The sequence below is a fragment of the Pseudoalteromonas sp. bablab_jr011 genome, assembly GCF_016464045.1.
GTDB lineage: Bacteria > Pseudomonadota > Gammaproteobacteria > Enterobacterales > Alteromonadaceae > Pseudoalteromonas > Pseudoalteromonas lipolytica.
The window spans coordinates 1-26,381 of record NZ_JACDWU010000082.1; the positions used below are offsets into that span (position 1 = coordinate 1).

The window sequence follows — 26,381 nt, forward strand, 5'->3', positions numbered from 1 at the left end:
ATCATTTTGAGTGATCAAACCAGTCGCTACCTGCGTTAAAAATTTCTGATTTAGAACAACTAAATAACTAAATTTTTGCCTTGTTATCAACGCGGTTTTATTGCCTCAAAATAGACCACTTAATTAAGCGGAATGGTATTACTTAATGATGTGAAAGGACGTTCCTTTTTAAGCCTGAATATTTAACTTGCCTTGAAAATCTTGCCAACCAGGGGGGAATTTACCGCGTAAAACATACGAAAAGGCAATAAGCTCAGCAATCACATAATAAAGCTCCTTCGGTATCTCTTCACCTAACTCAAGATGTGACAGTGTTTTTGCTAAATCAGCATCTTGATGAACTAAAATGCCTTTTTGTTCGCCAAGCTTCACAATTTCTTCTGCCAGCTCACCAAATCCTTTACAGGTTACTTTTGGCGAGTTTCCAGCTTCGTAGAGAAGACCAATGGCTGACTTATGTGTGTATTGTTCGCTCATTGAATATTAAACCTTAATGTTGATGATGGCATGCGATTTATAAAATGCCTGATGAGTCGTTGCACCTTGTTTTAAACTTAACTCTCCTACATTTAAACCATGACTAGCGAGCTTATGGCGCAGTGTATCTAAATGCGGGTGCGCTAGAGCGGTTACCTCTTGCGACGATGCAAGCAATTGGCAATCGACCGCGGTATCCATAACCTCAGCCGTTACTTGCAGTTTACCAAGCGTTGCAAAGTCAAAGTTTAACCTAACAAACCACACATTCTTGCTCTCGAGTTTATTTTTACTGGATTTTTTGTATTGCCCAAGACTTATCTCTGTTTGCCCTGTTTCTGGGGGGAGTTTCATGGGTAAGAAAAATTGCGCGAGGGCGCTGGCATCTTGTTGCTGGTTAATCGGTGTTGCTTGCACTTGAGTGAGCGCTGTTTTTACTTGGCTTAGTTCTGCGGCCATGGCTTGCAAGCTAGGTTGTTGAAGCTGTTCGAGTAACTTATTACTGTTCACGGCTTTAAAGTTAGGTACTAACACTTGTAAAAGTGCATCAAGCCCTGTTTGATTATTAAAACTAAGGTTTGTAGGGGCTTGGCTTACGATGGGGGCCGCGAGTGTGGTTATAGCTAATTGTTCAAGCCCTTGAGTAAAACTGGCTTGTTGGCTTTGAGGTGTCAAACTTGAGGGCCTTATAATGCTCAGTAACTCACGCTCAATGGTTGAAGGGTGTACATTTTGATTTGATATCATTCTATTAAATGCTTGATTCACCAATCTATTTAAATCGACTGAGGGGGATTTGTTTTGCTCACTTAGTTCATTGATTTTTTGACTTAGCTGTACAGGAAGATCACTGACTGCGCTACTTTTGGTGTTAGGTAAAGGCAGTAACTTTGCAATTAACGCCGCCTCTAAAGGCCTAATGGGTTGTAATGGTTGCGCTAAGTTAGGCTCTTTCAACGCTAAATAAGGTGGCTGCATTTTTAATGTATTACTCGCATCTGTCAGCAGTTTGTCTAACTTGGGGTGTGTCAGCGCTGGTTGCGTTTTGAGACTTGCTACATTACTTGGCGGCTGGGTCAGTGTCATTTGGTTTGCTGCAACAGGTTTAGCGTGAGGCTTTATTAATGGCGACTCTGTCCCCTGAGTTTTATTAGCCTCAGCGGGGATTAGTTTTTGTAATTCAATTGCTTGTTGACTATTGATGCGTGGAAAAACACTTGCTTTAATCAATTTAAATAGCTGAACAAGTGGCGCCGATTTAGTAAAGCTAACAGGCAGCATCGGGTTTTCGACCTGCGCTCGTATTGTAGCTGTTGTCCCTGAAGTGTTGGCTAAGGGGGCATGAGTCTTTGGTGCATCAGCCACAGCGGTTGCTGATGTTGGCTGATGGAATCGTGTTTCGGTTGGCCTGTTATTTTCAAAAGCCGCGAGTTTGACAATATCGAGTCGTTTAGCATTAAAGCCAAGCTGACTGATTGAGTCGGTTTTAGTATTCAATGCAGCATCAAGTGAATTATTTGTGGCTTTATTTGCAGCGGGTAGTTTTTCGAAATAACGAACAGCATCGGTTATGCGCGTTTTTAGGTCGGCAAAACTGCCTTTTAACCATGAGCGAATCGGTGAGTCTGTGGTGCTTAGTGGCGTTAATTCAACATGCTGTTTAGGGGAAGCATTGCGCTGGCTTTGCAGTGCTTGAATAAAGGTCTCTGCGAGAGAATTTTTAAGTGTTATTTGCTGTGCAGGCGCTTGATTAATAAGCGTGATAGTGTCTTTAATTGCCTTAGGTGTCATTATTAAACTAAGCGGGCTTAACTGCCATTGAGCTTGAATATTTTTTACTTGCTTAGAGGGCAGTGTATTTAATGGCACCGTTAAGGAGGACGTTGGCTTTTCAGGTATGTTCAACTGCACTTGTTGCCCAGATAGCTTTAGGTTTAGCTCAGGTGTGAGTTTTGCCAAAAGTTCTGCGACCTTTTGCTGGCTAATACTTTGTTGGTGAAGTGAATCACCAAAACGGTTAATGATTGTCAGCGAAAACTCGTTGTGTTTATTGCTGGCAGGCACTATCACAGCCTTGAGTGGAGTTTCTGTTTTTAAGAGTGCTGCAAGGGTGTTATTGAGTACAAATTCAGTGTTGAGTACGGGTAATTGCAAAGCCGGCTTTGTTGCAGCAAGGTTTGCAGGTAAGGGGGCGGTTGTACGTGAGTCACCCTGTGCTAACAGATTAAGTAAAGCGTGTAACTGAGGCGCTTTACTCAGCGTCATTGTTACGGGTAAGGGTGATATTGTCAGTTGTTTACCATCGCTGCTTAATTGAATGGTTGCGGCTAAAAATTTCTCAAGTTGTGGGTTCGCTTGTTCTGTCGATAAGCGTAAGGTTTGCCAGCTGTTATTAATTAATACATCCATTTGCACAGTATGTTTAGTTACAACAATATTGCGTGCTGTTAAGTGCTGATCTGTGAGTGCTTTTAACGCGTCGTTGGGGTGTTGTTGATCAGCCGAATGTATGCCTTTTGGATCAAGGTTTAGGTGAGTGGTGAGAGTCAACTGGCTTTGTTTATTCATTATTTTAGATCAAATATAAGTTAATCGTTATAAAGCAATATTCGTATTACCCTATCATTATGGTAGACTAACGCCTAATTTTGGGTATAGAGAATCATCATCTTGTTACACATTAAGGCCGTCACCTGCATCAAGCAAGATCGTTGTTTGTTTGCGGATCTTAATTTCAGCTTGAAATCGGGGCAAATTATGCAGTTAGCTGGTCCGAATGGGGCTGGTAAAACATCATTATTGCGTATTATTGCTGGTTTCGCTATGCCAGATGAGGGCGATGTTTTATGGCAAGACCGTTCGATTGCAAAATACTACGATGAGTATGCGCAATCGCTTTTATTTATCGGTCATAAAACAGGTGTGAATAGCCAACTGACGGCGCTTGAGAATGTGGCGTTTTGGCTAAAGATTAATGGTTACGATACACAGCAAGATCTCTATCCTATCTTAGCCAAAATTGGTTTAGTGGGGCTTGAAGATGTGCCAGTACGCATGCTCTCCGCAGGACAGCAACGTCGTGTGGCTTTAGTGCGACTATGGCTAAACAGTGCAAAGTTATGGATTTTAGATGAGCCATTTACAGCACTTGATAAAAGCGGTGTGGCATTTTTACAAGCACGATTCGTTGAACACTTAAATGCTGGTGGGGCTATTCTTCTCACTACGCACCAAGATTTAACAACACAGTTTAGTGATCTTAAAACGGTGACTTTGGAGTATCGCCACTGATGGTAAAGCAGCACTCTTATTGGCAACTGTTCTCTGCGGTTTTTTCAAAAGATCTTAAATTAGCGTTTCGTCAGCGTGCTGAAATCGTTAATCCTATTCTATTTTTTCTGATTGTTATCACTCTTTTCCCACTGGCGATTGGACCTGAACCGGGTTTATTAGCACGAATGGCACCGGGTATTATTTGGGTCGCCGCATTACTTTCAACCATGCTTGGTTTAGACAAACTTTTTCGTGATGATTACCACGATGGCACATTAGAGCAGCTTATAGCTTCGTCATACCCGTTACCTTTGACAGTATTGGCTAAAGTGGCTGCTCATTGGGTGATTACGGGGCTGCCTTTGGTATTAATGACGCCAGTTTTCGCTTTGTTATTAAATTTAGAAAGTTCAGCACTTCTTGCTACAGTGCTAACCCTGTTATTGGGTACACCTTTGCTAAGCTTTATAGGCGCAATCGGTGCTGGACTCACGGTGGGTTTACAAAAAGGCGGCATTTTAATGAGCTTACTTGTGTTGCCTTTGTATATCCCAGTATTAATTTTTGCAACATCTGCTATCGACACCAGTTCAATGGAGCTTGCGTATAGTGGACAGCTTGCAATCCTTGGCGCCATGCTAATCGTTGCGATTTTAGCTGCGCCAATTGCCATATCGTCAGCATTGAAAGTGAGTGTAAGTTAATATGTGGAAGTGGTTACATCCCTACGCAAAAGCAGATCGTGCTTACCAATTGTGTAACACCTTACTGCCTTATTTCGCCGTCGTGACGGTGGTGTGTATGATTGTTGGATGGGTCTGGGGGCTGGCTTATGCACCTGCAGATTACCAACAAAAAGACAGCTACCGAATTATTTTTATCCATGTCCCATCTGCAATCTTATCGATGGGTGCTTATTCCTCTATGGCGATTGCCGCAGTGATCGCATTAGTATGGCAACTACGTAATGCTGAACTTGCAGTGATTGCAATTGCGCCTGTTGGAGCGTGTGTAACAGCAATCGCATTAATCACCGGAGCAGCCTGGGGTAAACCTATGTGGGGCGCTTGGTGGGTGTGGGATGCACGCTTAACGTCAGAGCTTATTCTGTTATTTTTATACTTAGGTGTGTTGTCGCTATACCATGCTTTTGAAGATAAGAAAGCCGCAGGGCGAGCCGCGTGTATTTTGGCCATTGTTGGGGTAATAAACCTCCCTATCATTCACTTCTCAGTTGAGTGGTGGAACACCCTTCATCAAGGTGCCACAATCACAAAGTTTGATACAAAAGCGATTGACCCAAGCATGTTTTGGCCATTAATGGTGAATATTGTTGCGTTTGCTGCCTTTGTCGGGACTGTGACGTTGATCCGTCTTAAAAATGAAATATTACAGCGTGAAAAGCACCGTCCGTGGGTGCGTCAAATGCTTGAGCGAGGTTAATCATGCAGTTTGATTCTTTTGCAGATTTTATTGCCATGGGAGGCTATGGCTTTTATGTGTGGTTGTCATTTGGCAGCTGTGCATTAATTTTACTTGGTATTTTAGTGAGTTCGTTAAACGATACGAAACGTATTTTCTCTTCAGTTAAGCAACAAGCACAACGAGAAGAGCGCATTAAAAAAGCGAAGCAAGAGGCAGGGCAATGAATCCAAGACGTAAAAAACGCTTATTAGCTGTTGTCGCCATCATTTTCGGTGTGGGCGCAACGATTGGTTTGGTGCTATATGCACTACAAGAAAACATTAATTTATTTTATACGCCGAGTGAGCTTGTTGATGGTAAAGGCCCTAACAAAGAAAAGCCGCACATAGGTCAAAAATTGCGTATTGGCGGTATGGTTGTGCCAGGCTCTGTTGTGCGTGATGAATCAAGCCTTAAAGTCAGTTTTAAACTGATTGATACAGGCCCAATGGTGACAATTAATTACCAAGGCATCTTGCCAGACTTATTTCGTGAAGGCCAAGGGATTGTAGCCCAAGGGGTGCTTGTGAATGCCAACGAAATTGATGCGTTTGAAGTACTCGCTAAGCATGATGAAGAATACATGCCTGCGGAAGTTGCTGAAGCAGTGAAAGGTATCAAGCACGAAAAACCGACCTATAACTTAGAAAGCGGTAATTAATATGATCCCAGAACTCGGTTATTTTTCACTCACACTGGCCATGGTGCTCAGTGTCTTATTGTGTATTTTTCCATTGTGGGGGGCTCATACTGGTAATTTACGCCTGATGCGTGCGGCGCCCTCACTGGCAGTGGGCCAGTTTGTGTTTGTACTGCTCTCTTTTGCTGCGCTTATTTATGCCAGTTTAACTGATGATTTTACCGTTTCTTACGTAGCCTACCACTCAAGTAGCACCTTACCTTGGTATTACAAAATTACCTCGACGTGGGGGGGCCATGAAGGCGCTATTTTGTTGTGGTTAGTGATGCAAGCAGGGTGGACTGCGGTTGTTGCAATGCGTTCTAAATCATTGCCTTGGGTATTACGTGCGCGTGTACTGGGTGTTTTAGGCTTTTTAGGCGTGGGCTTTATGCTTTACACCTTGTTAATGTCGAGTCCATTTGAACGATTACTGCCTTATTTCCCTGTTGAAGGGCGAGATTTGAATCCACTTCTTCAAGACCCTGGCATGATTATCCACCCGCCATTACTTTACATGGGCTATGTGGGTTTATCAGTGTCATTCGCGTTTGCGATTGCTGCACTCCTTACCGGCAAGCTTGATAATACGTGGGCAAAATGGTCTCGACCTTGGACTATGACAGCGTGGGGCTTTTTAACGTTTGGTATTACTATCGGCAGTTGGTGGGCATACTCAGAACTAGGCTGGGGTGGCTGGTGGTTCTGGGATCCAGTGGAAAATGCCTCGTTAATGCCGTGGCTTGTTGCCACCGCGTTATTGCATTCATTATCGACCACAGAAAAGCGTGGTGTATTTAAGTCGTGGACAGTACTACTGGCAATAGCTGCGTTTTCATTGAGCCTATTAGGCACCTTTATTGTGCGTTCAGGCATTATTGTTTCGGTGCATGCGTTTGCCTCAGACCCTAATCGCGGTATGTTCATATTGGCCTTTTTAGCGATTGTTGTTGGTGGCGGGTTGAGCCTGTATGCACTGCGCGTTTCTCAAGTGAAAAGTGAAGGGCGATATAAGTTTGCATCACGCGAAGTGGCACTGTGGCTTAATAATATCTTTCTCGTTGTAGCGACTTTAATCGTTCTGTTAGGTACGTTGTTACCTATGATCCATAAAGAGCTTGGTTTAGGCAGTATCTCTATTGGTGAACCATTCTTTAACAAGATGTTTGCTATTTTACTTGTTCCATTCGCTATTTTAATGGGAATTGGGCCGCTACTACGATGGAAACAAAATAAGTGGTCAATGCTACAAAATAAGCTTGCGTTATCAGCAGTAGTCAGTGTTGTTGCAACTGCTGCATGGCTGTACTCAAGCTATGATGTAGTGGCGCCAATCACGTTTATAGCCACAACGCTGGCGATATGGATTTTTGTCACAACGTTTGTCGATTTAGTGTCAAAAGTGACTATTCACACGACCTTGTCTGAGGGCTTTAAACGTCTAGGTTTGAGTTATTGGGCGATGGTATTGGGTCATGTTGGTTTAGCATTTGTAATTGCAGGCGTTACCTTAACCTCTGCGTACTCAGTTGAGCGCGATGTATCGATGAAGCCGGGTGATAAAGTCGCGCTTAATGAATACCAGTATCGTTTTGACGGTGTTAAAGCAATCCGTGGTGCGAATTACAGTGGTCATGCAGGTGTGGTGACCGTGTTTAAAAACGACAAGCAAGTAACCGTCTTACATGCAGAAAAGCGTCGTTACGACATTGGCATGCAATTTATGACAGAAGCTGCGGTTGATGCAGGGTTTACTCGTGACTTGTATTTAGCGCTTGGTGAGCAACTTAGCCAAGGCGCGTGGTCGTTGCGTATTTACCACAAACCGTTTGTTCGTTGGATGTGGCTTGGTGGTATTTTAATTTCACTCGCGGGTTTCTTAGTCTTAGGCGATAAGCGTTACCGTCAAAAATCATTGAATGGGGAGGCCGCAGCATGAACCGAAAGTTGTTAGCATTAGCGCCTTTGCTGGTTTTTGTTTTACTGTGCGTATTTTTGTACCAAGGCTTATTTGCTAATCCACGTGAATTGCAAACAGGGCGTATTGGTCAAGCGATGCCTACTTTTAATTTGCCTGATTTAATGGATGAGTCTAAACGTTGGACAGACACTGATTTAAAAGGTGAAGTGTATCTTCTTAACGTATGGGGCACATGGTGCCCAACCTGTTTGGCTGAATTAGGCTACTTAACTGAGCTCAGAGAACAAGGCGTTAAAATTATCGGCTTGTACTATGAGCAAGGTTATGACCCTGACTTTGACGGTCAATTTGATATTAATGCGTTACGTGACGATGTCACGAGTATGCTCAATCGTGCTGGCGACCCATACCAGTTTAATATTTTAGACTTAAAACGCACCTTGGCTCTCGACTTAGGTGTATCGGGTGCCCCCGAAACCTTTTTAGTTGATAAACAAGGTACTATTTTACTTCACCATACTGGCGATATTAACCCGCGTGTATGGCGAGCTAAGTTTGCACCGTTAATGCAGGAGCTACAGCAATGAGGTGGGTGATTTTTTTAGTAAGCTTGCTGATCACGGTGAGTGCTTTTGCAGAGCAAGATAAATATCAATTTGATAATAACGAACAAGCAGCGCGTTTTAGTGAGTTAACGAAAGAGCTGCGTTGTCCTAAGTGCCAAAATCAAAATATTGCCGATTCAGATGCCGTTGTGGCAAAGGATCTCCGTGATAAAGTGTTGGCGCTCGTTAAAGATGGCAAAACCAAAGAGGAAGTGATTGATTACATGATTGATCGCTATGGCTATTTTGTTCACTACGATCCACCTGTTACACCAGCAACTTTAGTGTTGTGGGTGTTACCTGTATTGATTGTGGTGCTGGGTTTTGGCTTTATTGTTTTGCGTCAACGTAAAGCGTCGGTTAAACAAACTTGGACAACAGAAGACGAAGCGTTACTCGCTAAGTTAATTGAACAAAATCAACGTCAGGAGCAAAACTAAATGGCATTAATGTGGGCTTCTTTTGTTTTACTCACACTGATTGCATTGCTGTTTGTTGTGGTGCCGTTTTTTAAACGCGAACGTATTCAACGCCTTGATCACAATGCAAACTCGGAATTGATCCGAATTTATTACCAACGTTTAGAAGAATTGAAAGCTGATTTAGACAACCAGCGTATTGATAAAAATATGCACAGTGAATCGGTTATTGAGTTAAAGCGTCGTTTATTAAACGAGCTTTCGCCAGAAAAAGCACTGAATAGTAAAGGTAATAATCGTATTTTTGCACTAACCGGAACCGTGTTTTTAATTACATTAACGGTTATTTTCTACAGCTACACCGGCAGTCAGCAACAGATTAAAGGCTGGCACGATGCCATGGCAAACTTAAAGTCATATGGTGAGCGTGCAGTAATGCAAAGTGGTGAGCCTTTGACAGCAAATGAGCTACAAGCGTTTGCGTTAGCACTGCGTACTAAGCTTGATCAAAGCGGTGACGATGAAGTGGCTTGGATGCTGCTTGGACGTGTTGCTATGTCGTTGAATGAGTTCGACATGGCGATGCAGTCATTTGATAAAGTGTTGAAAATGAATCCTGATAACAAACAAGTGCTGATCAGTTACTCTCAGGTACTTTTAATGGAAGGCAGTGACGCAAACATGTCACGTGCTGCAACAATGTTATCTCGCGTGCTCAAGGCTGAGCCCACCAATATCGATGCTATTTCATTGTTAGCACTTATTGCGTATGAGCGTAAGGATTGGTTGCAAGCTAAAACTGCATTCGAAGTGTTACTTGCTAGTATGGAGCAAAATGATCCCCGTTATCCAATGATTGCACAGCGTATTGCTGAAATTGATGCACATTTAAATAATGAGCAACAAGTCGCAAGCGCTGGTGCAGTCAATGATAGCAACAGCGAGATTAAAATCACGGTCAATTTAGATGAATCACTTAGCAATAAACAACCTGAAAATGGCACTTTGTTTATTTTCGCAAAAGCAGCCAGTGGTCCACAAATGCCATTAGCTGTTGTGAAAATGACCGAGTATAGCTTTCCACTTGAGGTGACCCTCAGTGATAGTAATGCCATGGTTGATGGTTTAAATTTATCGAGTGTCGATAAAATTATTTTAACCGCGCGTTTATCAAAAGATGAGACTGTGGTAACTTCTAGCGGCGAGTTGGAAGGTAATTCGGATGTCTTAGAGCGTAAAAACGTTAAAGAATACGCGTTGCTAATTAATGAGTTAATACCGTAAGGATAGCCGATGTTTAGGCACAGTATATTTTTTATCTTTTTTGTAGTGCTAGCAGGATGCGCACAAATTCCTGAAGAAAAAGTTGATGAGCGTGACCCGTTACAGTCATTTAACCGTCCAATGTACGATTTTAATATGGACGTACTCGACGCGTACATTCTTCGCCCTGCAGCGGTTGGTTATGTGGCCGTTACGCCTATGCCGGTTAGACGCAGTATTGTGAATTTTACCGATAATATCACTGCACCAACAGACATGGTAAATGCGGGTCTTCAAGGCAAGCCTGGTAATATGGGAATTAGTCTGGCACGCTTTTTAGTCAATTCAACGGTCGGTTTGTTGGGTCTCTTCGATGTTGCTTCATCACTGGGGTTAGAGATAGTGGATGAAGATTTTGGCCAAACACTGGGTGTTTGGGGAGTTGGTGATGGTGCCTACTTAATGATCCCAGGCATGGGACCAAGTACAGCCCGTAATTTAACTGGTGATGTTGTCGATAACGTCGTATTACCAGAAATAGCCCTGACTACGCCGCAAACCGTATTGGTTTTTGTTTTAAAAGCAGTGGAGGCCCGTGCCTCATTGATAAACCAAGAAAGTTTATTAAATGAGTCGCTCGATCCGTATATCTTCGTAAAAGATGTCTATTTTCAGCGCCAGCTCTATGAGCTTCACGATGGCAATCCCCCCATCGAAAAAGAGCCTGATGACTTTGATGAAGACTTCTTAGAAAATCTTTAAAAAGTATCCTATAAAAAATGCCAGCATGAATGCTGGCATTTTTTATGGAGATGAAGCGGGGTGGTATTAGTCGCCAAACACAGCCATTTGTTCATTCGCCCAGTTAACAGCGTCATGGTATGCATCGGGAACTTCTTCAGGCTTCAGACCAAGTGCTTGCTGTATTTCATTGGCGTTTTGCCAATTAGCTTGCTCATATTGTTTTACCAAGCGTAAATAACTGGCTAAAAGGCCTTCGTCTTTAAGAAGCGCAACTTTAATGTCGTTTGCCAACGGCAACTTATTCATTACGCTAGACATCTCTTCATCTAAAATAGCGTCCATTAAGGACATCATACCGGTTAAAAATGCCATTCCTGTATCACGGAATTTTCCGTGACTGATTGCCAATAACTCTGCAAATCGAGCACGAGTGAGTGATAATCGAATAAGCTCTGCAGGCTTATCAGCAGCCACTTGTGCAGCAAAAAGTAGCGATAAGAAGCGTTTAATTGCTTCACTTCCCAATACAATAAGTGCTTGTTTAATAGTGCTTATTTCTGCACGGCGTTTAAACGCGGCTGAATTTGAGTAACGTAATAATTTATAAGATAAATTAACATCACGCTCAAAGACTTCAGTGATTTTCTTAAGGTTTAGATCAACACTCGATGTTTCGTATAAAAGCTCAGCAAGTGCCATCTCTGACGGAGGCAGCGTTTTACTTTGTACCATTTCAGGTTTTGAAAAAAAGAAACCTTGGAAATAACTAAACCCTAGGTCGAGAGCAAGTTGATATTTTTCGTGGGTTTCTACTTTCTCAGCAAGTAATTTTATATGAGGGAAAGGCTTTATTGCCTCAATTACCTCTTTAATTGACTCGGCCTCGGAGCTTAAAAAGTCGATTTTAATAATATCGATAAACGGATAAAAATGACGCCAAACAGGTTGATGAATATAGTCATCAAGGGCAAGTGTATAGCCTTTTTCTTTTAAATCTTTGACTAAAGCAAGCAGGCGTTTTCCCGGTTGAATTGTTTCAAGGATTTCGACAACAACGTGGTCTTTACCTAATAACAGCGGATAGCCTTTTTGTAAGGTGTCTAAAGTAAAGTTAATAAAAGCGGGTTTATTGTCGGTTAAATCTTCTAAGCCGAAATTAAACTGGCTCCCTTCAATAAGCCGTGAAGTTGCTTCATCGCCATCGATGTCTGGAAACACATTATCTACACCATCCCGAAAGAGGAGCTCGTAGCCTATGAGTTTCTTTTCCTTATCTAAAATCGGTTGGCGCGCAGCGTAAAAATACATAATTGAAGCAAGTCCACATCTGTTAATTCATTTCCTTCCCGCAATATATTGCATTGAGCTTAAAATAGCATTAGTTAAATAAATTTTATGCGGGAAACGTAATTTTATTCTCTTGTTCAAGACCTTAAGACTAAGATAAATTGTGCTTAAATTCTATAACTTGAATTAAATATCAGAAAAATTGTTAGCAAACCGTTGTTATTGTAAATTATACAGCTCATCGGCTTAATTGGAGTTGTGGGGCACAAGCATGATATAGTCGTGTGTGATACCGGCTTTTATCCCAATAATGTCTTAAAACTAAGTAACTTGCGAGTCATTATTTGGATTAGAAGCCTACATTGATTAATTTTTGGAGGCTGATTTGGAAACAGGAATGATAATTTCGTTAGCATTGTACTTCATTGTTATGTTGGGAATAGGGCTTTATGCCTATAAGAAATCAACTGACGATGTATCGGGTTATATGCTAGGTGGGCGTAATTTATCACCCAGTGTAGCTGCGTTATCGGCAGGTGCGTCTGACATGAGTGGTTGGCTGTTAATGGGTCTGCCAGGTGCAATGTATTTATTTGGTTTAAGTAAAGTTTGGATTGCAATAGGGCTCGTATTAGGTGCTTGGGCAAACTATTTCCTCGTAGCGCCGCGATTACGTGTGTATACCGAAAAGGCGAATGACTCGATTACTATCCCAGACTACTTCGCTAATCGATTCGATGATAATAAGAATATTCTTCGCGTTATTTCTGCCATTGTGATCATTGTTTTCTTTACTCTTTATACCTCATCAGGTGTTGTTGCCGGTGGTAAATTATTCGAAAACTCATTTAATATGAGCTACGAAATGGGGCTCTATATCACCACGGGTGTTGTGGTTGTGTATACCTTGTTTGGTGGATTTCTTGCAGTAAGTTTAACGGATTTTGTGCAAGGCTGTATTATGTTTATTTCGTTATTAGCTGTGCCTATTGCGACTTTTACAATGCTTGATCAGCCTTTCATGGATACCTTGGCTAATGCTCGCTATGACCTCTTATTAAGCTCACCCAAAGAAACAGAAATTCATGCACTTAACATGATGGATTGGTTTGCAGGTGGCTCGACAATTGCGATTATTTCGGCAATGGCTTGGGGCTTAGGTTATTTTGGTCAGCCACATATTATTGTCCGCTTTATGTCAGTGCGCTCTGTTAAAGATATGCCTACCATGCGTCGTATTGGTATGTCTTGGATGACATTGTCTGCAATTGGTGCTGTATTTACTGGTTTATTCGGTGCGGCTTATATGCTTGAAAACCAAATGCCAATTGACGATAAAGAAACAATTTTCTTAGTTTTATCTGAACTCATTTTCCACCCACTGATCGCAGGTTTTCTCCTAGCTGCAATTTTAGCAGCGATTATGAGTACTATTTCTTCGCAGTTATTAGTGTGTTCGAGCTCTTTGACTGAGGATTTTTATAAAATTTACCTGAATCGCGACGCGTCTCAAAAAGAGTTGGTATTAATTGGTCGTGTTAGTGTGATGTTGGTTGCCGTTTTTGCTATCTACTTAGCTTATGACCGTGATAACTCTATATTAGATTTAGTGAGCAATGCATGGGCAGGGTTTGGTGCTGCATTTGGACCGTTAGTGTTGCTTAGCCTTTATTGGAGACGAATGAACCTACAAGGGGCAATAGCGGGAATGGTTGTGGGCGCTGCGACAGTGCTGTTTTGGATTTATGCACCGATTACGATTGATGGTGAAAAGTTAAGTGCCATTATTTATGAAATTGTACCGGGCTTTATCTTATCAAGTATTGCCATTGTGGTCGTTAGCTTGAACACATCAGAGCCAAAACAAGAAATTACACAATTATTTGATGAAGTTGAATCGTCACTTTAGGACGCTAAGTGTCATTTTTTAGAATGTAATTAAAAAGGGCAACATAAGTTGCCCTTTTTTGTGTTAATTTTTTTAACTCTACTTTAAGAGTGACCGGTTACTTTGATGAATAATATCCGCTGCTAAAGTAAGGGATATTAACTGGCTGCTTTTTCTTTTATATCAGCGACTTTATCTGTGTCTGCTGATTTGGCTTTTTTCGGTTTGCTAGGCAGTTCTTTAGCGCCTTTTAGTACAGCCATAAATTGGTCTTTTTCTTTTGCTATTTCAAGGGCTAGAGATTCAATTTGTTGCTCACTTAATGGTACATCTACCTTCTCAAGCATGAGCTCTAACGACTCAGCGATGTCGAGCATTTTATCGTACGCATCAGCTTCTTTTTTGGTAGTAAACGTCATGCGCTCGACTCCGTTTCTTTCTACAACATATTTAACAACAACAGCCATGATTTCTCCTGCATTCAAGCGTGGCATTTGCAGCGTGTAATCGCTACTTTGATTACTGTTTTTATATACAGTAATCGTTTGGGGCCGAATTTGCAAGCTGCGTGTGTGTATTTTTTATGACATTAATTTGACAAAAAGGCATAAATTGACTTTATTTAGTTTGTCACCAAATTAGTGACGAATGTAATGGAATTAGTGTTCGGTGACGAGACTATTTAACAGTCCACGTAAGGACATCATGGAGGAAACAATGAAGTTTTTATCAAGTTTACTATTTGCAGCAAGTCTTGCATTACTGCCGGCGACTCAGGCACTCGCTGAAAAACCAGCTGAGTCAGTGCAAACAAAAATTCAAAAAGTGAGTATCAATAAAGCCACTGTAGAGCAACTTTCTCAGTTACCTGGCATTGGTAAATCGAAGGCTCAAGCCATTGTTGAGCATCGTAAGAATCAAGGCCCATTTAAATCAGTTAAGCAACTGAAAGAGGTTAAGGGGATTGGTGATAAATTGTTCGCTAAAATAGAAGGAAAAATTTCGCTTTAACTAAATAGTAACTTAAACAGGGCGTCTATTCGCCCTGTTTAAACTCTTGTATCGCTTTTCGCAGGTGAGGTTGAGCGAACATATTTTCAACCGGCGTTGTGATTAATGGGTAGCTTAATCCCGCTAATAATAACCAAGGTAAAAGCATCCAACCTTCAAAGTAGGCAAGGCCTAGAAACAAGGGCGCTAAAAATGCCAGTTTGCACACAGATAAAACGATTTTATGCATTGGGCTTAAGTGGGTCAGTGCAATTGCTATTATCTGCTGACGCTGCCTTACTTTAAAGGTCTTTAATTCAGGAATTTGACTGCTAAAAAAGTAAATCATTACAGTGACTTTTTGACTAGTAAGCGGCTTGCTAAAACCCCGACAAAAACAATTGAATATGCGGCAAAGATGACTTCCATCCATGCGGGCATACTCATTGACGCAAATTGCCAATCAATATTACCACAGTCTCCTGTTGCTGCGAAAAAGTGCGGGATCCATTCATGTAGGGGCATGAAACTAGGGAAATTTGGCTCAAACGCACAGCTAAATGCAAATGGATCTGTGTTGTTTTGCATAGCAATGTGCTCTTTTGCGATAAAGTAGCCCCAAATGGCAGAGATTCCCCACGTTGCAAAGGCGATTAATCGGCAGGTTACAGCGTGTGGGTTTATTGCTCCAATGATACCCGCGGCTAAGAGACCAAGCATCGCTGTGCGTTGGTATATGCACATAATACAGGGTTCTAGACCCATACTATATTGAAAAAACAGGGCTGTTATTTCAAATGCGAGTGCCGTTAAGGCTAATAATACCCAAGGGGTTCTTTTGTTTGCTAACTCAGCTAACCAACTCATGAAAAATCTCATTTCTAATTGTTTTCAAGATTATGCTTAGGGACTGCGCAGGGTGCAAGTGCCTGCGATGAATATTCGTAAAAACAACGCAGATAAATAGTAAAGGAGCCAACGGCTCCTTTACTATATGTGTATGAATGAAGGTTAAACACTCACAGCTTGTAGAGATTCACTTTGATAACAACCCAGTACGCGTGTGTATTGGGTATGCTCTTTTAGCTCTTCTAGCGCTTGTTTTACATGTGCATCATCTAGGTTTGCTTCTAAATCAACGTAAAACACTTCTTCCCATGGATTTCCTGGCACTGGTCGAGACTCTAGTTTTACAAGGTTAATTTGATGGTGTTTAAATATCATCAAGGCATCTGCAAGCGAACCTGCTTGCTGTTTAGTTGCCATAATCAAACTTGTTTTAGTGGGGATTTGTTTAGAGACTTGCAATGGTTTACGTGCAACAACAATAAAGCGGCTGTGGTTTTCACTTTGGTTTGCAAGTCCAGACTTAACAACCTCGAGGCCAACATTTTTACCCGCCTGAGCAGAGCCAATGGCCGCACTATTCGGGTTCTCAACTGCGGATTGTAGCGCGTGAAATGTCGAATCACAGGTTTCATGTTGGATATCACCGAGCCCTTGCACAAAACGACTGCACTGTGCGAAAGGTTGTGGATGCGCATATATTTTATTGATGTGTGAAAGCTCAGTGCCCGGTATTGCAAGTAAACAATGCTCAACACTGTGAGTAACTTCACCTACAATAGAAACTTGGGCGTGTTGTAATAAATCAAAGACTTCATTGATACTGCCCGAACTTGTGTTTTCAATCGGCAACAAGCCAAAGTCGGCTTGGCCATTTTCAACTTTCCCCGTGATTTGCTCAAAGCTCGAGCAGCCTATTTCTATGACTTTACCCGGGCGGCGGCTAAAGTATTTATGACATGCTAATTGGCTGTATGAGCCCTGACCACCTAAATATGCCACACGATGCGTTTCGCTCATTGCATCTGGGTTCAGGCTTTTTTGTAACATGGCCTGTTGATTTAATACGGAGTCTTCCAAAATAGTCTGGAACACATTATTGATGTAGTAGGCGTCTAACCCCAGCGACTTTCCATAGCTTATTAGCTTTTCAAGCAATGCTTGTTCGCGGGCTTCATCGCGAATCGGTTTATTGTTAGCAATTTTATATTCAACAACACTGTGACTAATACGTCGTCGTTTTGCGAGTAATACTAATAAATCGGAATCTATTTCATTGATATCGTGTCGTAACGCATTTAATGCATCGTTGCTCATGTTGGTTTCCTCATTCCAAAACAGTGCACAAACAAAAAAGCCTCCCAAGAGGGAGGCTTTAGCTATTCGGTGAATTTATCTCGCAAACAGTTAAGCCTCCTCTATCTAAAGAAGCTAAAAAACGAAAAATAAGTGCGAGAAATAATGTGTTTCATCCAGTTAATGTAAGAAGTGTCGTTTATAAAGTCAACAGCATATCGAAGGAATTTGCAAAACACATGGATTAGTTATGAAAATTCATCAATCTTCATAAAAAATTTATAAATCTAAAAATGAATCTGGTATATTTGTTTTTGGATAATAAATAATAACAATTATTAATAAGGTAGTCCTGTGGTGTATCGACGCCCGCCATCTCGTTTTGGTGTGAATTCGTTAAGTATGAAGCTATCGCTGCTGATTTCTGCAATTTGTTTAATTGCGGGTATTTGTGCAGCGGCATTAATGCTTAAATCAGAAGAAAAACAGCTCGTTTTTGAAGAACACGAACTTTTAAAGCATTCGAGTGAACGCTTAAGTCGTCAATTTAACGGCTTGATAAAAACAAAAACAAATATTGCTGAACAAGCGAATAATGTCGTTACTAGCCAGTTATTACTTAACGAGTCTCACTTGCAAAGTAATCACAATGCCGATATTAAATTTGCTGTTGATGGCAGCATACGCAGTACGTCTGCAGATGGACTCTCCGCCGCTTTTATTCCTCAAGATAACTATTCCGCTTTTTATAAAAGGCTGATTAACGATTCCGAGTCATTATGGAAAATAGTGTCACCGACACTTATTCAAGATTTCTTTAATTTTTATTTAGTCAGTAAAGATAACTTTATACGTATCGCGCCGCCAAACTGGGCACTCAATGTACCTGCTGAGTTTGATTTTACAAAAGGCGAAACATTTAACTACGCACAAGAAGCATTAAACCCAAGCCGAGAAGCAGTGTGGTCAAAAGTTTACTACGACACCATTTGGCATAAATGGGTGGTGAGTGTATTGGTTCCGGTTTACCACAATAATGAATTTTTTGGTGTCACAGGCAGTGATATTGCGCTAGAAACCTTACTTGCTCAATTACCAATTGGTGATCGCGAGCAACATTTATTTGTGTTTGATGCAAAAGGACAGTTACTTGCGCATCCCGATTTAGATAAATCGACATTAGAAGAATATGGTCGCGAAGGTAAAAAACTACTGACAAAAGACTTTGTTAATGCGGATTTACAAACGCTCGTCTCAGAGACTATTCGTTCTAAATTACCTGAATCTGCAAATTCATTTGTGCAAGGCGGCGAAACACACATTATCAATATTCGTAAAGTAGAAGGCCTTAACTGGTACATTGGTATTTATAAAAAGCGTTCTTCGGCGTTGTCTGCCTTAGAAGAGTTAAAAGTTAAGTTTTTTGGACTGTTTATTTTATATGCCATCTTAGTCGCACTGTTGTTACATCAAGCGCTTTACCAGCTTGTTCTGCGCCGTATCCACTCGTTAGTTAATGCCGTTGTCAGCTTTGGCAAAGGGCAATTGCAAACAGAGTTTCCGTACGCAAATAAAGATGAGATTGGCACCCTCAATGGCTCATTTAAAGATATGGCGATAGAAATCAGAAAGCTAATTGATGGTTTAAATCAGCGTATCAGTGAAAAAGAAATTGCCGAAAAAGCGGCTAACCGATTATCAAAAGCGGTGGCATTCTCTGGAACCGGTGTTGTCATCACCAACCAAGATTTTGAAATTGAGTACGTCAATCCGAAAATGGTTGAGATGACTGGGTTTGAAGAGCGCTACTTTATTGGCTCGCCTTTAATGAGCATCATATCGCAAGAAATGGCCATTTTGGTTGACGACATAGATGTTGATTTAAGAAGCCGAAATTATTGGCGTGGCGATACACTGTTACAAGCCAATGAGCGCCAATCTGTATGGGTGTCATTAAGTATTTCGCCGATTCGTGAAGATGGCGGAAAAATTACCAGTTATGTTGCATCAGCGCAGGATATTTCGTTTGTAAAAGAAAGCCAACGTAAGATGGAGCAGTTAGCTTATTTCGATACACTAACCGGACTTGCCAACCGAACGTTCTTTAGAATGCAACTACGTAAATCGATGGCGCTTGCAGAGCGTGGACATTATGCGTTTGCGTTATTTTATTTTGACCTAGATGAATTTAAGCGAATTAACGACACTTTAGGTCACGATGCTGGTGATCAGTTATTGGTCGAAGTGGCTAACCGTTTGAAAAAACGTTTACGCACAGAAGATACGATTGCCCGACTCGGAGGCGATGAATTTGCCGTACTGTTAAGTGGTATTGAGCATCAAACACATGCAATGGAAGTGGCAAATACGATTCAAAGAACGCTCAATGAGCCAATCAAACTTGGTAATAATGAAGTGATTATCAGTGCGAGTATAGGCATTACAATGGCACCATTTGATAGCCAAGAAGAAGATCAATTACTTAAACATGCCGATTTGGCTATGTATGAGGCGAAAGCAAAAGGACGAAATACTTTCCACTTCTACAGCCAAGAATTAAACGCCGCTGCGAATGAGCGGTTGTTCATTGAAAATGAGCTACGTAATGGCATTCGTGAGCGTCAGTTTGAGGTTTATTATCAACCTCAAGTTGATAGCCGAAATCAGCAAGTGGTTGGCTATGAAGCGCTTATTCGTTGGTTCCACCCTAAAGAAGGCATGATCCCACCGACTAAGTTTATTCCGATTGCAGAGGCAACCGGTTTAATTGTTGAATTAGGGGCGTGGGTTCTTCAAGAAGCGTGTGAGTTTGCTGCGCGTTTAGCGAGTAAAAACCTAAAAAATAATATTTCAATCAACTTATCGGCACGCCAGTTTAAAGACGCTAATTTGGTTTCGACACTCGATAAGATCATTAAACAAACAGGGGTTGAGCCTAAGCGACTTCATTTAGAATTAACTGAAAGTATGTTGATGGGGCATGTTGAAGCGGCAATTTTGCAGTTGCATCAGCTTAAAGCATTGGGCGTATCAATCTCTATTGACGATTTTGGCACAGGTTATTCATCGCTGAGTTACTTGAAACGTTTTCCTGTTGATATTCTCAAAGTCGACCGCTCATTTGTAAAAGATATCCCTGAGGATACCAATGACATGGAAATCACCGCGGCGATTATTGCTATGGCGCAAAAGTTAAAGCTTAATGTTGTTGCTGAAGGTGTCGAAACGATAGAGCAAGTTGAGTTTTTACAAAACAACAACTGCTATATTGTACAGGGTTACTATTACAGTAAGCCGGTGTCCGAAGCGCAGCTGCCAGCACTTTTTGAGCGCTTGAGCCATATAGAAGACGTTAATTAAAAGGGGGCTTTTTAGCCCCCTGCGATTTTAACTTTAAATTTGAGCGCTTCGAGAATCGCTTTAAGCTTTTCTCGGTCGTCGCCTTGAACCTCAATAATACCGTCTTTTACTGCACCGCCTTGGCCCATTTTACTTTTAATGGTTTTGGCGAGCTTTTTAAGATCATGTTGTTCAGCGTCAATGCCAACAACAAGCATGACACCTTTGCCTTTACGTCCTTTGGTTTGACGTTCAATGCGAAGGAAGCCATCTTTAAACACCTTACTTTGCAAAGGCTTTGTTTCTTTAGGTTGCTCAATGCGTCCAGTGGCTGTTGAATAAACTAGATTATTATCGCTCATAGTGATACTCGTTATAAAAGCTTGCCTAAATGATAACAAATTTCCTCTTAAGTGTTTTAATTTTTGGCTTATTTCTTCTAAGCAGTTATATTTAGATATGTCTTAGAAAAGATTTGTTTATTAGGAGTTTATTATGAGTTTGACGCGCAGCACTTCTGCTGATGGCGCTATTTTAACTGTACAAATCAAAGGAAAGTTTGATTTTAATCTGGTGCAATCTTTTCGTCAGGCATACGCTGACTTAAGCGATAACATAAATAAGATTGTAATCGATTTAAGAGAAACTGATTACATGGATAGCTCTGCGCTGGGTATGTTACTAAATATGAAAAAAAACCTTACGGGAAAAGTTGATAATATTCAAATTAGTAATTGTCAGCCGCAGCTAAAAAAGATTCTGCAAATTTCTCGTTTCGATAAAAAGTTCGACATTGATTAATGCTTAATATCCTGGTTGTTGACGATCTTGCTCTAAATCGTCGCATGTTAACCGTGATGTTAGAGCAACAAGGCTATCGAGTTTATAACGCTGAAAATGGCTTGATGGCGCTAAAATTACTGGCAGAGCACAGTATTGATATTGTGCTACTTGATGTCATTATGCCGGTTATGGATGGCTTTGAAACAGCTGCAATAATAAAAGAGCGTTTTAGCCAAGTTTATCTCCCCATTATTTTTATTACGTCGCTTGAAGACGAAGCCAGTTTTGAACGTTGTTTAGCGGTAGGCGGAGATGATTTTCTTCATAAGCCGTTTCAAGAAGTGATTTTAAACGCAAAAATTAAGGCGCACAGCCGAATAAGAAACTTAAGCCAAAAGGCGCGAGAACAAAATTTACAACTTGAGTATCACCAAAATCAAGTTGAACGCGAACACGAAATCGTTGAGCATATCTTTAATAATGCGTTAGAAAATCAAAAGCTATTTACGCAACACCTCGATTTTCATCTTTCACCCGCTGCCATGTTTAATGGTGACATGTTTCTCGTCGCGCAAAGTCCCATAGGCAGTTTATATTGCATGCTTGGGGATTTTACCGGCCATGGCTTAGCGGCTGCAGTTGGGGCCCTGCCAGTATCACGAGTGTTTTATACCATGGTGAGTAAAGGCATGTCAGTGAGTGATATTGCTGCTGAAATTAATGCTGTTTTGGCTAATTTATTACCTGGGCACATGTTCTGTGCTGCGACAATATTAGAGCTTAGCCATTCTGGACGCAGTTTATCTGCGTGGCTTGGCGGCTTACCTGACACCTATATCATTAACGATAAAGGCGAAATTACACGTACCTTAGAGTCCCAGCATATGGCACTGGGAATACTTGAGGGAGATGAATTTGAACGCGGTCTAATACATATCGAAGTCGAGCCAACCTCACGCGTTGTGATGGCTACCGATGGCATTATTGAAACGGCCAATCCTCAAGGTGATTTTTTTAGCGAGACGCGTTTTAAAGAAGCCTTGTGTTCAAAAGAAAACATTACAACAGCGCAGGTGTTAGAGCGGGTAAATAAATTTGCGCAAGGTAACGAACAACAAGACGATTTGAGTTTAGTGCTATTAAATTGTTTACCTGTTCCTGAACCAGAACAAGCGGCAGAGCCTTTTTCTCCTTTACCGTTTAACTTTTCTTTGAGCCTGAATTCAAAGCAAATAAAAAGCACAGATCCGGTGTTAGAGGTTGTGGATGTGCTCACCCAAGTAGCGGGCTTGAACGCGCATCGCGCAAATATATTTTTAATATTGTCTGAGGCATACAATAATGCTTTAGATCATGGGGTGTTAGGTTTAGATTCTGAGATTAAAAATCAAGAAGATGGTTTTTTAGTTTATTACCAAGAAAGAGACACCGCACTTGCCACTCTAAGCGACGCTTTAATTATTATTGATATTCGTTATTGCCCAGATAACTTAGCGTTGTATTTTACGGTGTGTGATTCTGGAAATGGCTTTGCTAAGGCACATGCCTCAGATCAAAGCTTAATGCGAGAGCATGGTAGGGGGTTAAGTTTACTAGGTGAAATAGCCTCTCATATTTCATTTAATGCCGCTGGGAACCAAGTCGAAATTTGTTATCAATTATCCTCATCAAGCACTAGCTCACACTAACAACGCATGTTATGATTCTGCCATTATAGATGTTTGGATGGCTAAATGATTTCAACTTACTTATCAATTGCGCAGCTTGATTTACCAGAAAACCTTGTTGCTGAGCAATTATCGTATCTAGAACAATACCTAGCAGATGCAGAGTTACCAGAAGTACGCTGGCAGTATCAAATCCCTGAATTAGGTGAAGGTGGTGCCTGTAGTCTGTTTGGTTATTTACAGGATGAGCCATTCAAGCTGAGTGATTATGTCGCTAATAACGCAGAGAACACTGCTAAGCTGGCAAAACTACAACAAATTATTGATTTTGTTGTTGAAAAAACTCAGGTGGACTGGTTTGGTATTTATCAAGCGACAGCAACGGATGAAGGTAAGCAGTTATTAAAATTAGTTTACCATGGTGCCCCAAGTCGTCCTTTGTTTCCTATAACAGAGGCCTTTGCTAAAGGCAGTAACAATGTGCAAGTCGCGTTATCTAAGCGTGGCCGAGTTATTAACAATGTTGCTGATTACCTTGCCAAGGGCGGTGAATATTATACGTGTGATCCCAACGTGAAAGCAGAGACATGTTTGCCGCTACTTTCACAACAAAATGAGTGCTTAGGTATTATTGATGCTGAAGCATTTAATAATGATTTCTTTGATAAGCAAACCCTTGCTTTACTGGTGGCTTGCTGTATCAAAATTCCTCAACTCTTGGTCTAATTTAACTAGTAATTAGGCTGGGTTTTTATGTTAAGCTAGTGGCAACGCTAACCCCTATAAAAAGAGATAGTCAATGTTCTCAGAATTAAAACCATTACCAACAGACCCTATTCTTGGCCTAATGGCGGCCTTTAAACAAGACACAAATCCAAATAAAATTGATTTGGGTGTCGGTGTTTATAAGGATGAGCAAGGCAATACGCCTGTACTTAAAGCGGTTAAAAAAGCGGAAGCGTTTCGTTTAGAAAACGAAACCAGTAAATCGTACATTGGCTTGGCGGGTAACTTAGATTACTGCCAAAAAATGGAAAACTTATTACTGGGCGAGCATCCAGCACTATTAGCAAACCGTGTACGCACAGCACAAGCACCCGGTGGTACAGGTGCGCTTCGCGTTGCGGCTGAATTTATCAAGCGTTGTAACAAAGACGCGACAGTGTGGGTAACAACACCAACATGGGCAAACCACATTAGCCTATTTGAAGCGGCTGGTTTAACAGTTAAAGAATACCCTTATTACGATTACGAGAATAAAGACCTGTTATTCGATGAGATGATCAATACCTTAAAGCAAGTGCCAAAGGGTGATGTTGTGTTATTCCATGCATGTTGTCATAACCCAAGTGGTATGGATTTAAATGCAGAACAATGGAGCACGGTTGCAGACCTTGCTGTCGAAGTTGGTTTTACACCTCTTATCGATATCGCTTACCAAGGGTTTGGTTCAAGCTTAGAAGAAGATGCTGCAGGCTTACGTAAGTTAGCAGCAGCCGTCGATGAGATGATCATTTGTTCTTCTTGCTCGAAAAACTTTGGCTTATACCGTGAGCGTATTGGTGCATGTTCTATCATCGCCAAAGATGCGGCAACGGCCGATGTGTCAAATTCTGTGCTATTAAGCGTTGTGCGTAGTATTTACTCAATGCCTCCTGCTCACGGTGCTGATATTGTAAGCACTATTTTAAGCAGCACTGAACTGACACAAATGTGGCATGATGAGCTTGATGAAATGCGTAACCGTATTAATGGTTTACGTACTCTAATTAAAGAAAGCCTCGCAGCGAAAGGCATTGCGCAAGACTTCTCATTTATTGACCGTCAAAACGGGATGTTCTCTTTCTTAGGCATCAATAAAGAGCAAATTGATCGTTTACAAAAAGACTATTCAATTTACATTGTTGGCTCTAGCCGAGTAAATGTTGCTGGTATCAGTGATACAAACATTGACTACTTTGCTAACGCAGTTGCTGATGTATGCAAATAAGACATTAATGTATGTCAAAAAAAAAACCGCACAACGTGCGGTTTTTTTCTATCTGCTGTTTCGCTAATGTAGCCAGCGAATGGCACTGTTGAGCATACTGTTATAGCTATCAAGCGGTGCGCCGATACTGGCAATGAGTATTGTATCTGCTCGCTCACCTCGGTTTATATGTCCAGCAAAGCGTTCGTCGCTGAAATCTTCAGCGCCAGTGCCAAAGGGCTGTTCATCAGATGGGACAATAAAAACTGTCATTGGGCCAAAATCAGATTCAAATACTAAATGCAGGCCTTTTTTACCTTGGAAATCACAAAACGTAAGGTACGTTACTTTACCTGGTAGCTCATCTAAGTGCCCGCCGATCGTGGCAAACTTTTTGTTCACATAGGCAAGATCAATTGCCTCGTGTTTATCAAGCGATCCAATCTCATGGTATAAATGTGCAAAAGCATGTTCACCGACACTGTAGAGAGTATGTTGTTTGTTGGTGACAAAGAAAATACTTACGGCAATCAAAAACGACGCTGCTGCGACTAAATAAAGGCGCTTAAAGGCGAATCGAGATTTTGCCTCAATAATTGTGTCAAGTGGTTGCTCAGCCGTTTGCTCCTCAGCCGTTTGCTCTTCAGCACGCTGCTCCTCAGCGGCATAGGTGTTTTCAATAATGCGTGCGGCAAGGTTTTCGGGCACGGGTACATTTAATGCGCTGTGAATTTCATCATCAAGTGCTCGCACATCATTAATAAATGCGTGTTTTTCTGTGTCCTGCTCGGCAAACGTTTCAAGGTCCTTATCAATCGTGCTTGGTTCGGCGAGGATGCGGCGGCGAAACTCGAGTTCATCCATTACTTTGATGCTCCTCTAAGTTGGTCATCATCACTGCTTAAAGCCTCTTTAAGCTGGTTTCTGGCACGAAAAAGACGTGTCATAACGGTATTTTTATTTAAATCGAGGATCTCGGCAATCTCATCGCCAGAACACCCCATTACAACTTGTAAGAGTAATGGTTCTCGATATTCATCTGCTAACTTTCCGATCTGTCGTTGGATCACTGTTTGTTCCATTTCAGCGTCTAAGGTTGTGCTTCTTTCATCTACTAGCGTCTCGTTTTCAACGTCGGCGTAGTCAAATTGTTTACGCTCAAAACGACGGGCGTTTTCGCGCCTTAGTATGGTTAAAAGCCAGGGTTTAACCGCGTGCTGATCTTGAAGCGAATCCAAGGCACGCCAAGCTCTCAGGAAGGTTTCCTGCACTAAGTCTTCGGCAACACTTTGATCACGACACAACCAATATGCAAAGCGAAAAAGCTCACTGTGGTAGATATGAACCAGCGCTTCATATCGCTTCTGTTTTTCTGTCATAGTAATTAAGACCTGCCTATCAGAAAAAAAATTTCTGATATTATTCATTATTTTTAATAACAGCTAACCTCAAGATTAGCTGTTATTTTTCA

The 26,381-nt window shown here is 41.4% G+C and carries 27 protein-coding genes; 17 read left to right on the forward strand and 10 right to left on the reverse strand.

Going from position 1 to position 26,381, the window contains the following annotated elements; translation table 11 throughout:
* Window positions 1-168 precede the first annotated feature (168 nt).
* On the reverse strand, window positions 169-477 hold the full coding sequence (locus tag JIG41_RS02430; protein WP_036970060.1) for an EscU/YscU/HrcU family type III secretion system export apparatus switch protein: 309 nt from the start codon (window positions 475-477) through the stop codon (window positions 169-171).
* A gap of 6 nt (window positions 478-483) precedes the next feature.
* Window positions 484-3,045 (reverse strand): flagellar hook-length control protein FliK, encoded by a 2,562-nt coding sequence (locus JIG41_RS02435; protein WP_249406596.1) that lies wholly within the window; start codon window positions 3,043-3,045, stop codon window positions 484-486.
* A 102-nt stretch (window positions 3,046-3,147) separates the two neighbouring features.
* On the opposite strand from JIG41_RS02435, the gene ccmA reads away from it, so the two are divergent.
* The 10 genes from ccmA to JIG41_RS02485 are packed head-to-tail and all read left to right on the forward strand — an operon-like array spanning window position 3,148 to window position 10,863.
* Entirely contained in the window at window positions 3,148-3,768 is a 621-nt protein-coding gene (gene ccmA, locus JIG41_RS02440; protein ID WP_118844096.1) for a cytochrome c biogenesis heme-transporting ATPase CcmA, read from the forward strand.
* Window positions 3,768-4,454: a heme exporter protein CcmB gene (ccmB, locus tag JIG41_RS02445; protein WP_036970055.1), complete on the forward strand. Its 687-nt coding sequence runs from the start codon at window positions 3,768-3,770 to the stop codon at window positions 4,452-4,454. The genes ccmA and ccmB overlap by 1 nt, the downstream gene beginning before the upstream one ends.
* A 1-nt stretch (window position 4,455) precedes the next feature.
* Window positions 4,456-5,193, forward strand: a complete 738-nt coding sequence (locus JIG41_RS02450) for a heme ABC transporter permease (protein ID WP_036970052.1) — start codon at window positions 4,456-4,458, stop codon at window positions 5,191-5,193.
* A gap of 2 nt (window positions 5,194-5,195) precedes the next feature.
* Window positions 5,196-5,399: a heme exporter protein CcmD gene (gene ccmD, locus JIG41_RS02455; RefSeq protein ID WP_036970047.1), complete on the forward strand. Its 204-nt coding sequence runs from the start codon at window positions 5,196-5,198 to the stop codon at window positions 5,397-5,399.
* A complete protein-coding gene (gene ccmE / locus JIG41_RS02460; RefSeq protein ID WP_036970044.1) occupies window positions 5,396-5,875 on the forward strand; it encodes a cytochrome c maturation protein CcmE in 480 nt (159 codons plus the stop codon). The genes ccmD and ccmE overlap by 4 nt, the downstream gene beginning before the upstream one ends.
* 1 nt (window position 5,876) lies before the next feature.
* On the forward strand, window positions 5,877-7,832 hold the full coding sequence (locus JIG41_RS02465; RefSeq protein WP_036970041.1) for a heme lyase CcmF/NrfE family subunit: 1,956 nt from the start codon (window positions 5,877-5,879) through the stop codon (window positions 7,830-7,832).
* Entirely contained in the window at window positions 7,829-8,401 is a 573-nt protein-coding gene (locus JIG41_RS02470; protein ID WP_065978760.1) for a DsbE family thiol:disulfide interchange protein, read from the forward strand. Before JIG41_RS02465 ends, JIG41_RS02470 begins: the two co-directional genes overlap by 4 nt.
* Complete coding sequence (locus JIG41_RS02475; protein WP_036970035.1) at window positions 8,398-8,859, forward strand: cytochrome c-type biogenesis protein; 462 nt, start codon at window positions 8,398-8,400, stop codon at window positions 8,857-8,859. The genes JIG41_RS02470 and JIG41_RS02475 overlap by 4 nt, the downstream gene beginning before the upstream one ends.
* Window positions 8,860-10,122, forward strand: coding sequence for a c-type cytochrome biogenesis protein CcmI (gene ccmI / locus JIG41_RS02480; protein ID WP_074988670.1), 1,263 nt, complete (start codon window positions 8,860-8,862; stop codon window positions 10,120-10,122).
* Window positions 10,123-10,131: 9 nt separating this feature from the next.
* Window positions 10,132-10,863 carry a VacJ family lipoprotein gene (locus JIG41_RS02485; RefSeq protein WP_036970030.1) on the forward strand — a complete coding sequence of 244 codons (732 nt, stop codon included), beginning with the start codon at window positions 10,132-10,134 and terminating at the stop codon, window positions 10,861-10,863.
* A 66-nt stretch (window positions 10,864-10,929) separates the two neighbouring features.
* On the opposite strand, the gene JIG41_RS02490 is transcribed toward JIG41_RS02485, so the two are convergent.
* Window positions 10,930-12,153, reverse strand: a complete 1,224-nt coding sequence (locus JIG41_RS02490; RefSeq protein ID WP_199524211.1) for an EAL and HDOD domain-containing protein — start codon at window positions 12,151-12,153, stop codon at window positions 10,930-10,932.
* A gap of 376 nt (window positions 12,154-12,529) precedes the next feature.
* On the opposite strand from JIG41_RS02490, the gene putP reads away from it, so the two are divergent.
* A complete protein-coding gene (gene putP, locus JIG41_RS02495) occupies window positions 12,530-14,041 on the forward strand; it encodes a sodium/proline symporter PutP (protein ID WP_199524212.1) in 1,512 nt (503 codons plus the stop codon).
* A gap of 137 nt (window positions 14,042-14,178) precedes the next feature.
* Here putP and JIG41_RS02500 read toward each other — a convergent pair whose 3' ends face one another.
* Window positions 14,179-14,487 (reverse strand): YebG family protein, encoded by a 309-nt coding sequence (locus tag JIG41_RS02500; RefSeq protein ID WP_074988669.1) that lies wholly within the window; start codon window positions 14,485-14,487, stop codon window positions 14,179-14,181.
* 250 nt (window positions 14,488-14,737) lie between these two features.
* Between JIG41_RS02500 and JIG41_RS02505 the strand changes: the two genes are divergently transcribed.
* On the forward strand, window positions 14,738-15,031 hold the full coding sequence (locus JIG41_RS02505) for a helix-hairpin-helix domain-containing protein (RefSeq protein WP_075593876.1): 294 nt from the start codon (window positions 14,738-14,740) through the stop codon (window positions 15,029-15,031).
* A 25-nt stretch (window positions 15,032-15,056) separates the two neighbouring features.
* On the opposite strand, the gene JIG41_RS02510 is transcribed toward JIG41_RS02505, so the two are convergent.
* From JIG41_RS02510 to JIG41_RS02520, 3 genes are all read right to left on the reverse strand, one after another.
* Window positions 15,057-15,359: a DUF6170 family protein gene (locus JIG41_RS02510; RefSeq protein WP_199524213.1), complete on the reverse strand. Its 303-nt coding sequence runs from the start codon at window positions 15,357-15,359 to the stop codon at window positions 15,057-15,059.
* Window positions 15,359-15,877, reverse strand: a complete 519-nt coding sequence (gene dsbB, locus JIG41_RS02515) for a disulfide bond formation protein DsbB (protein ID WP_199524214.1) — start codon at window positions 15,875-15,877, stop codon at window positions 15,359-15,361. The genes JIG41_RS02510 and dsbB overlap by 1 nt, the downstream gene beginning before the upstream one ends.
* 144 nt (window positions 15,878-16,021) lie before the next feature.
* Window positions 16,022-17,173 (reverse strand): chorismate mutase, encoded by a 1,152-nt coding sequence (locus JIG41_RS02520; protein ID WP_036970008.1) that lies wholly within the window; start codon window positions 17,171-17,173, stop codon window positions 16,022-16,024.
* 333 nt (window positions 17,174-17,506) lie between these two features.
* Between JIG41_RS02520 and JIG41_RS02525 the strand changes: the two genes are divergently transcribed.
* Window positions 17,507-20,512: an EAL domain-containing protein gene (locus tag JIG41_RS02525; RefSeq protein ID WP_118844097.1), complete on the forward strand. Its 3,006-nt coding sequence runs from the start codon at window positions 17,507-17,509 to the stop codon at window positions 20,510-20,512.
* Between the two features lie 11 nt (window positions 20,513-20,523).
* Here the strand turns inward: JIG41_RS02525 and JIG41_RS02530 are convergent, their stop codons facing one another.
* Window positions 20,524-20,853 (reverse strand): translation initiation factor, encoded by a 330-nt coding sequence (locus JIG41_RS02530; RefSeq protein ID WP_036970005.1) that lies wholly within the window; start codon window positions 20,851-20,853, stop codon window positions 20,524-20,526.
* Window positions 20,854-20,986: 133 nt separating this feature from the next.
* On the opposite strand from JIG41_RS02530, the gene JIG41_RS02540 reads away from it, so the two are divergent.
* The 4 genes from JIG41_RS02540 (at window position 20,987) to JIG41_RS02555 (ending at window position 24,931) form a co-directional block, all read left to right on the forward strand.
* Window positions 20,987-21,292 carry an STAS domain-containing protein gene (locus JIG41_RS02540; protein ID WP_036970002.1) on the forward strand — a complete coding sequence of 102 codons (306 nt, stop codon included), beginning with the start codon at window positions 20,987-20,989 and terminating at the stop codon, window positions 21,290-21,292.
* On the forward strand, window positions 21,292-22,962 hold the full coding sequence (locus JIG41_RS02545; RefSeq protein ID WP_074988667.1) for a fused response regulator/phosphatase: 1,671 nt from the start codon (window positions 21,292-21,294) through the stop codon (window positions 22,960-22,962). The genes JIG41_RS02540 and JIG41_RS02545 overlap by 1 nt, the downstream gene beginning before the upstream one ends.
* 45 nt (window positions 22,963-23,007) lie before the next feature.
* The gene (locus JIG41_RS02550; protein WP_074988666.1) at window positions 23,008-23,667 is read left to right on the forward strand and encodes a GAF domain-containing protein; all 660 of its coding nucleotides are present in this window, start codon (window positions 23,008-23,010) and stop codon (window positions 23,665-23,667) included.
* Between the two features lie 73 nt (window positions 23,668-23,740).
* Window positions 23,741-24,931 carry an amino acid aminotransferase gene (locus JIG41_RS02555; RefSeq protein WP_036969996.1) on the forward strand — a complete coding sequence of 397 codons (1,191 nt, stop codon included), beginning with the start codon at window positions 23,741-23,743 and terminating at the stop codon, window positions 24,929-24,931.
* A 63-nt stretch (window positions 24,932-24,994) separates the two neighbouring features.
* Here JIG41_RS02555 and JIG41_RS02560 read toward each other — a convergent pair whose 3' ends face one another.
* Complete coding sequence (locus JIG41_RS02560; RefSeq protein ID WP_180311432.1) at window positions 24,995-25,774, reverse strand: DUF3379 family protein; 780 nt, start codon at window positions 25,772-25,774, stop codon at window positions 24,995-24,997.
* Entirely contained in the window at window positions 25,774-26,337 is a 564-nt protein-coding gene (locus JIG41_RS02565) for a sigma-70 family RNA polymerase sigma factor (RefSeq protein ID WP_074988664.1), read from the reverse strand. The genes JIG41_RS02560 and JIG41_RS02565 overlap by 1 nt, the downstream gene beginning before the upstream one ends.
* Window positions 26,338-26,381 lie beyond the last annotated feature (44 nt).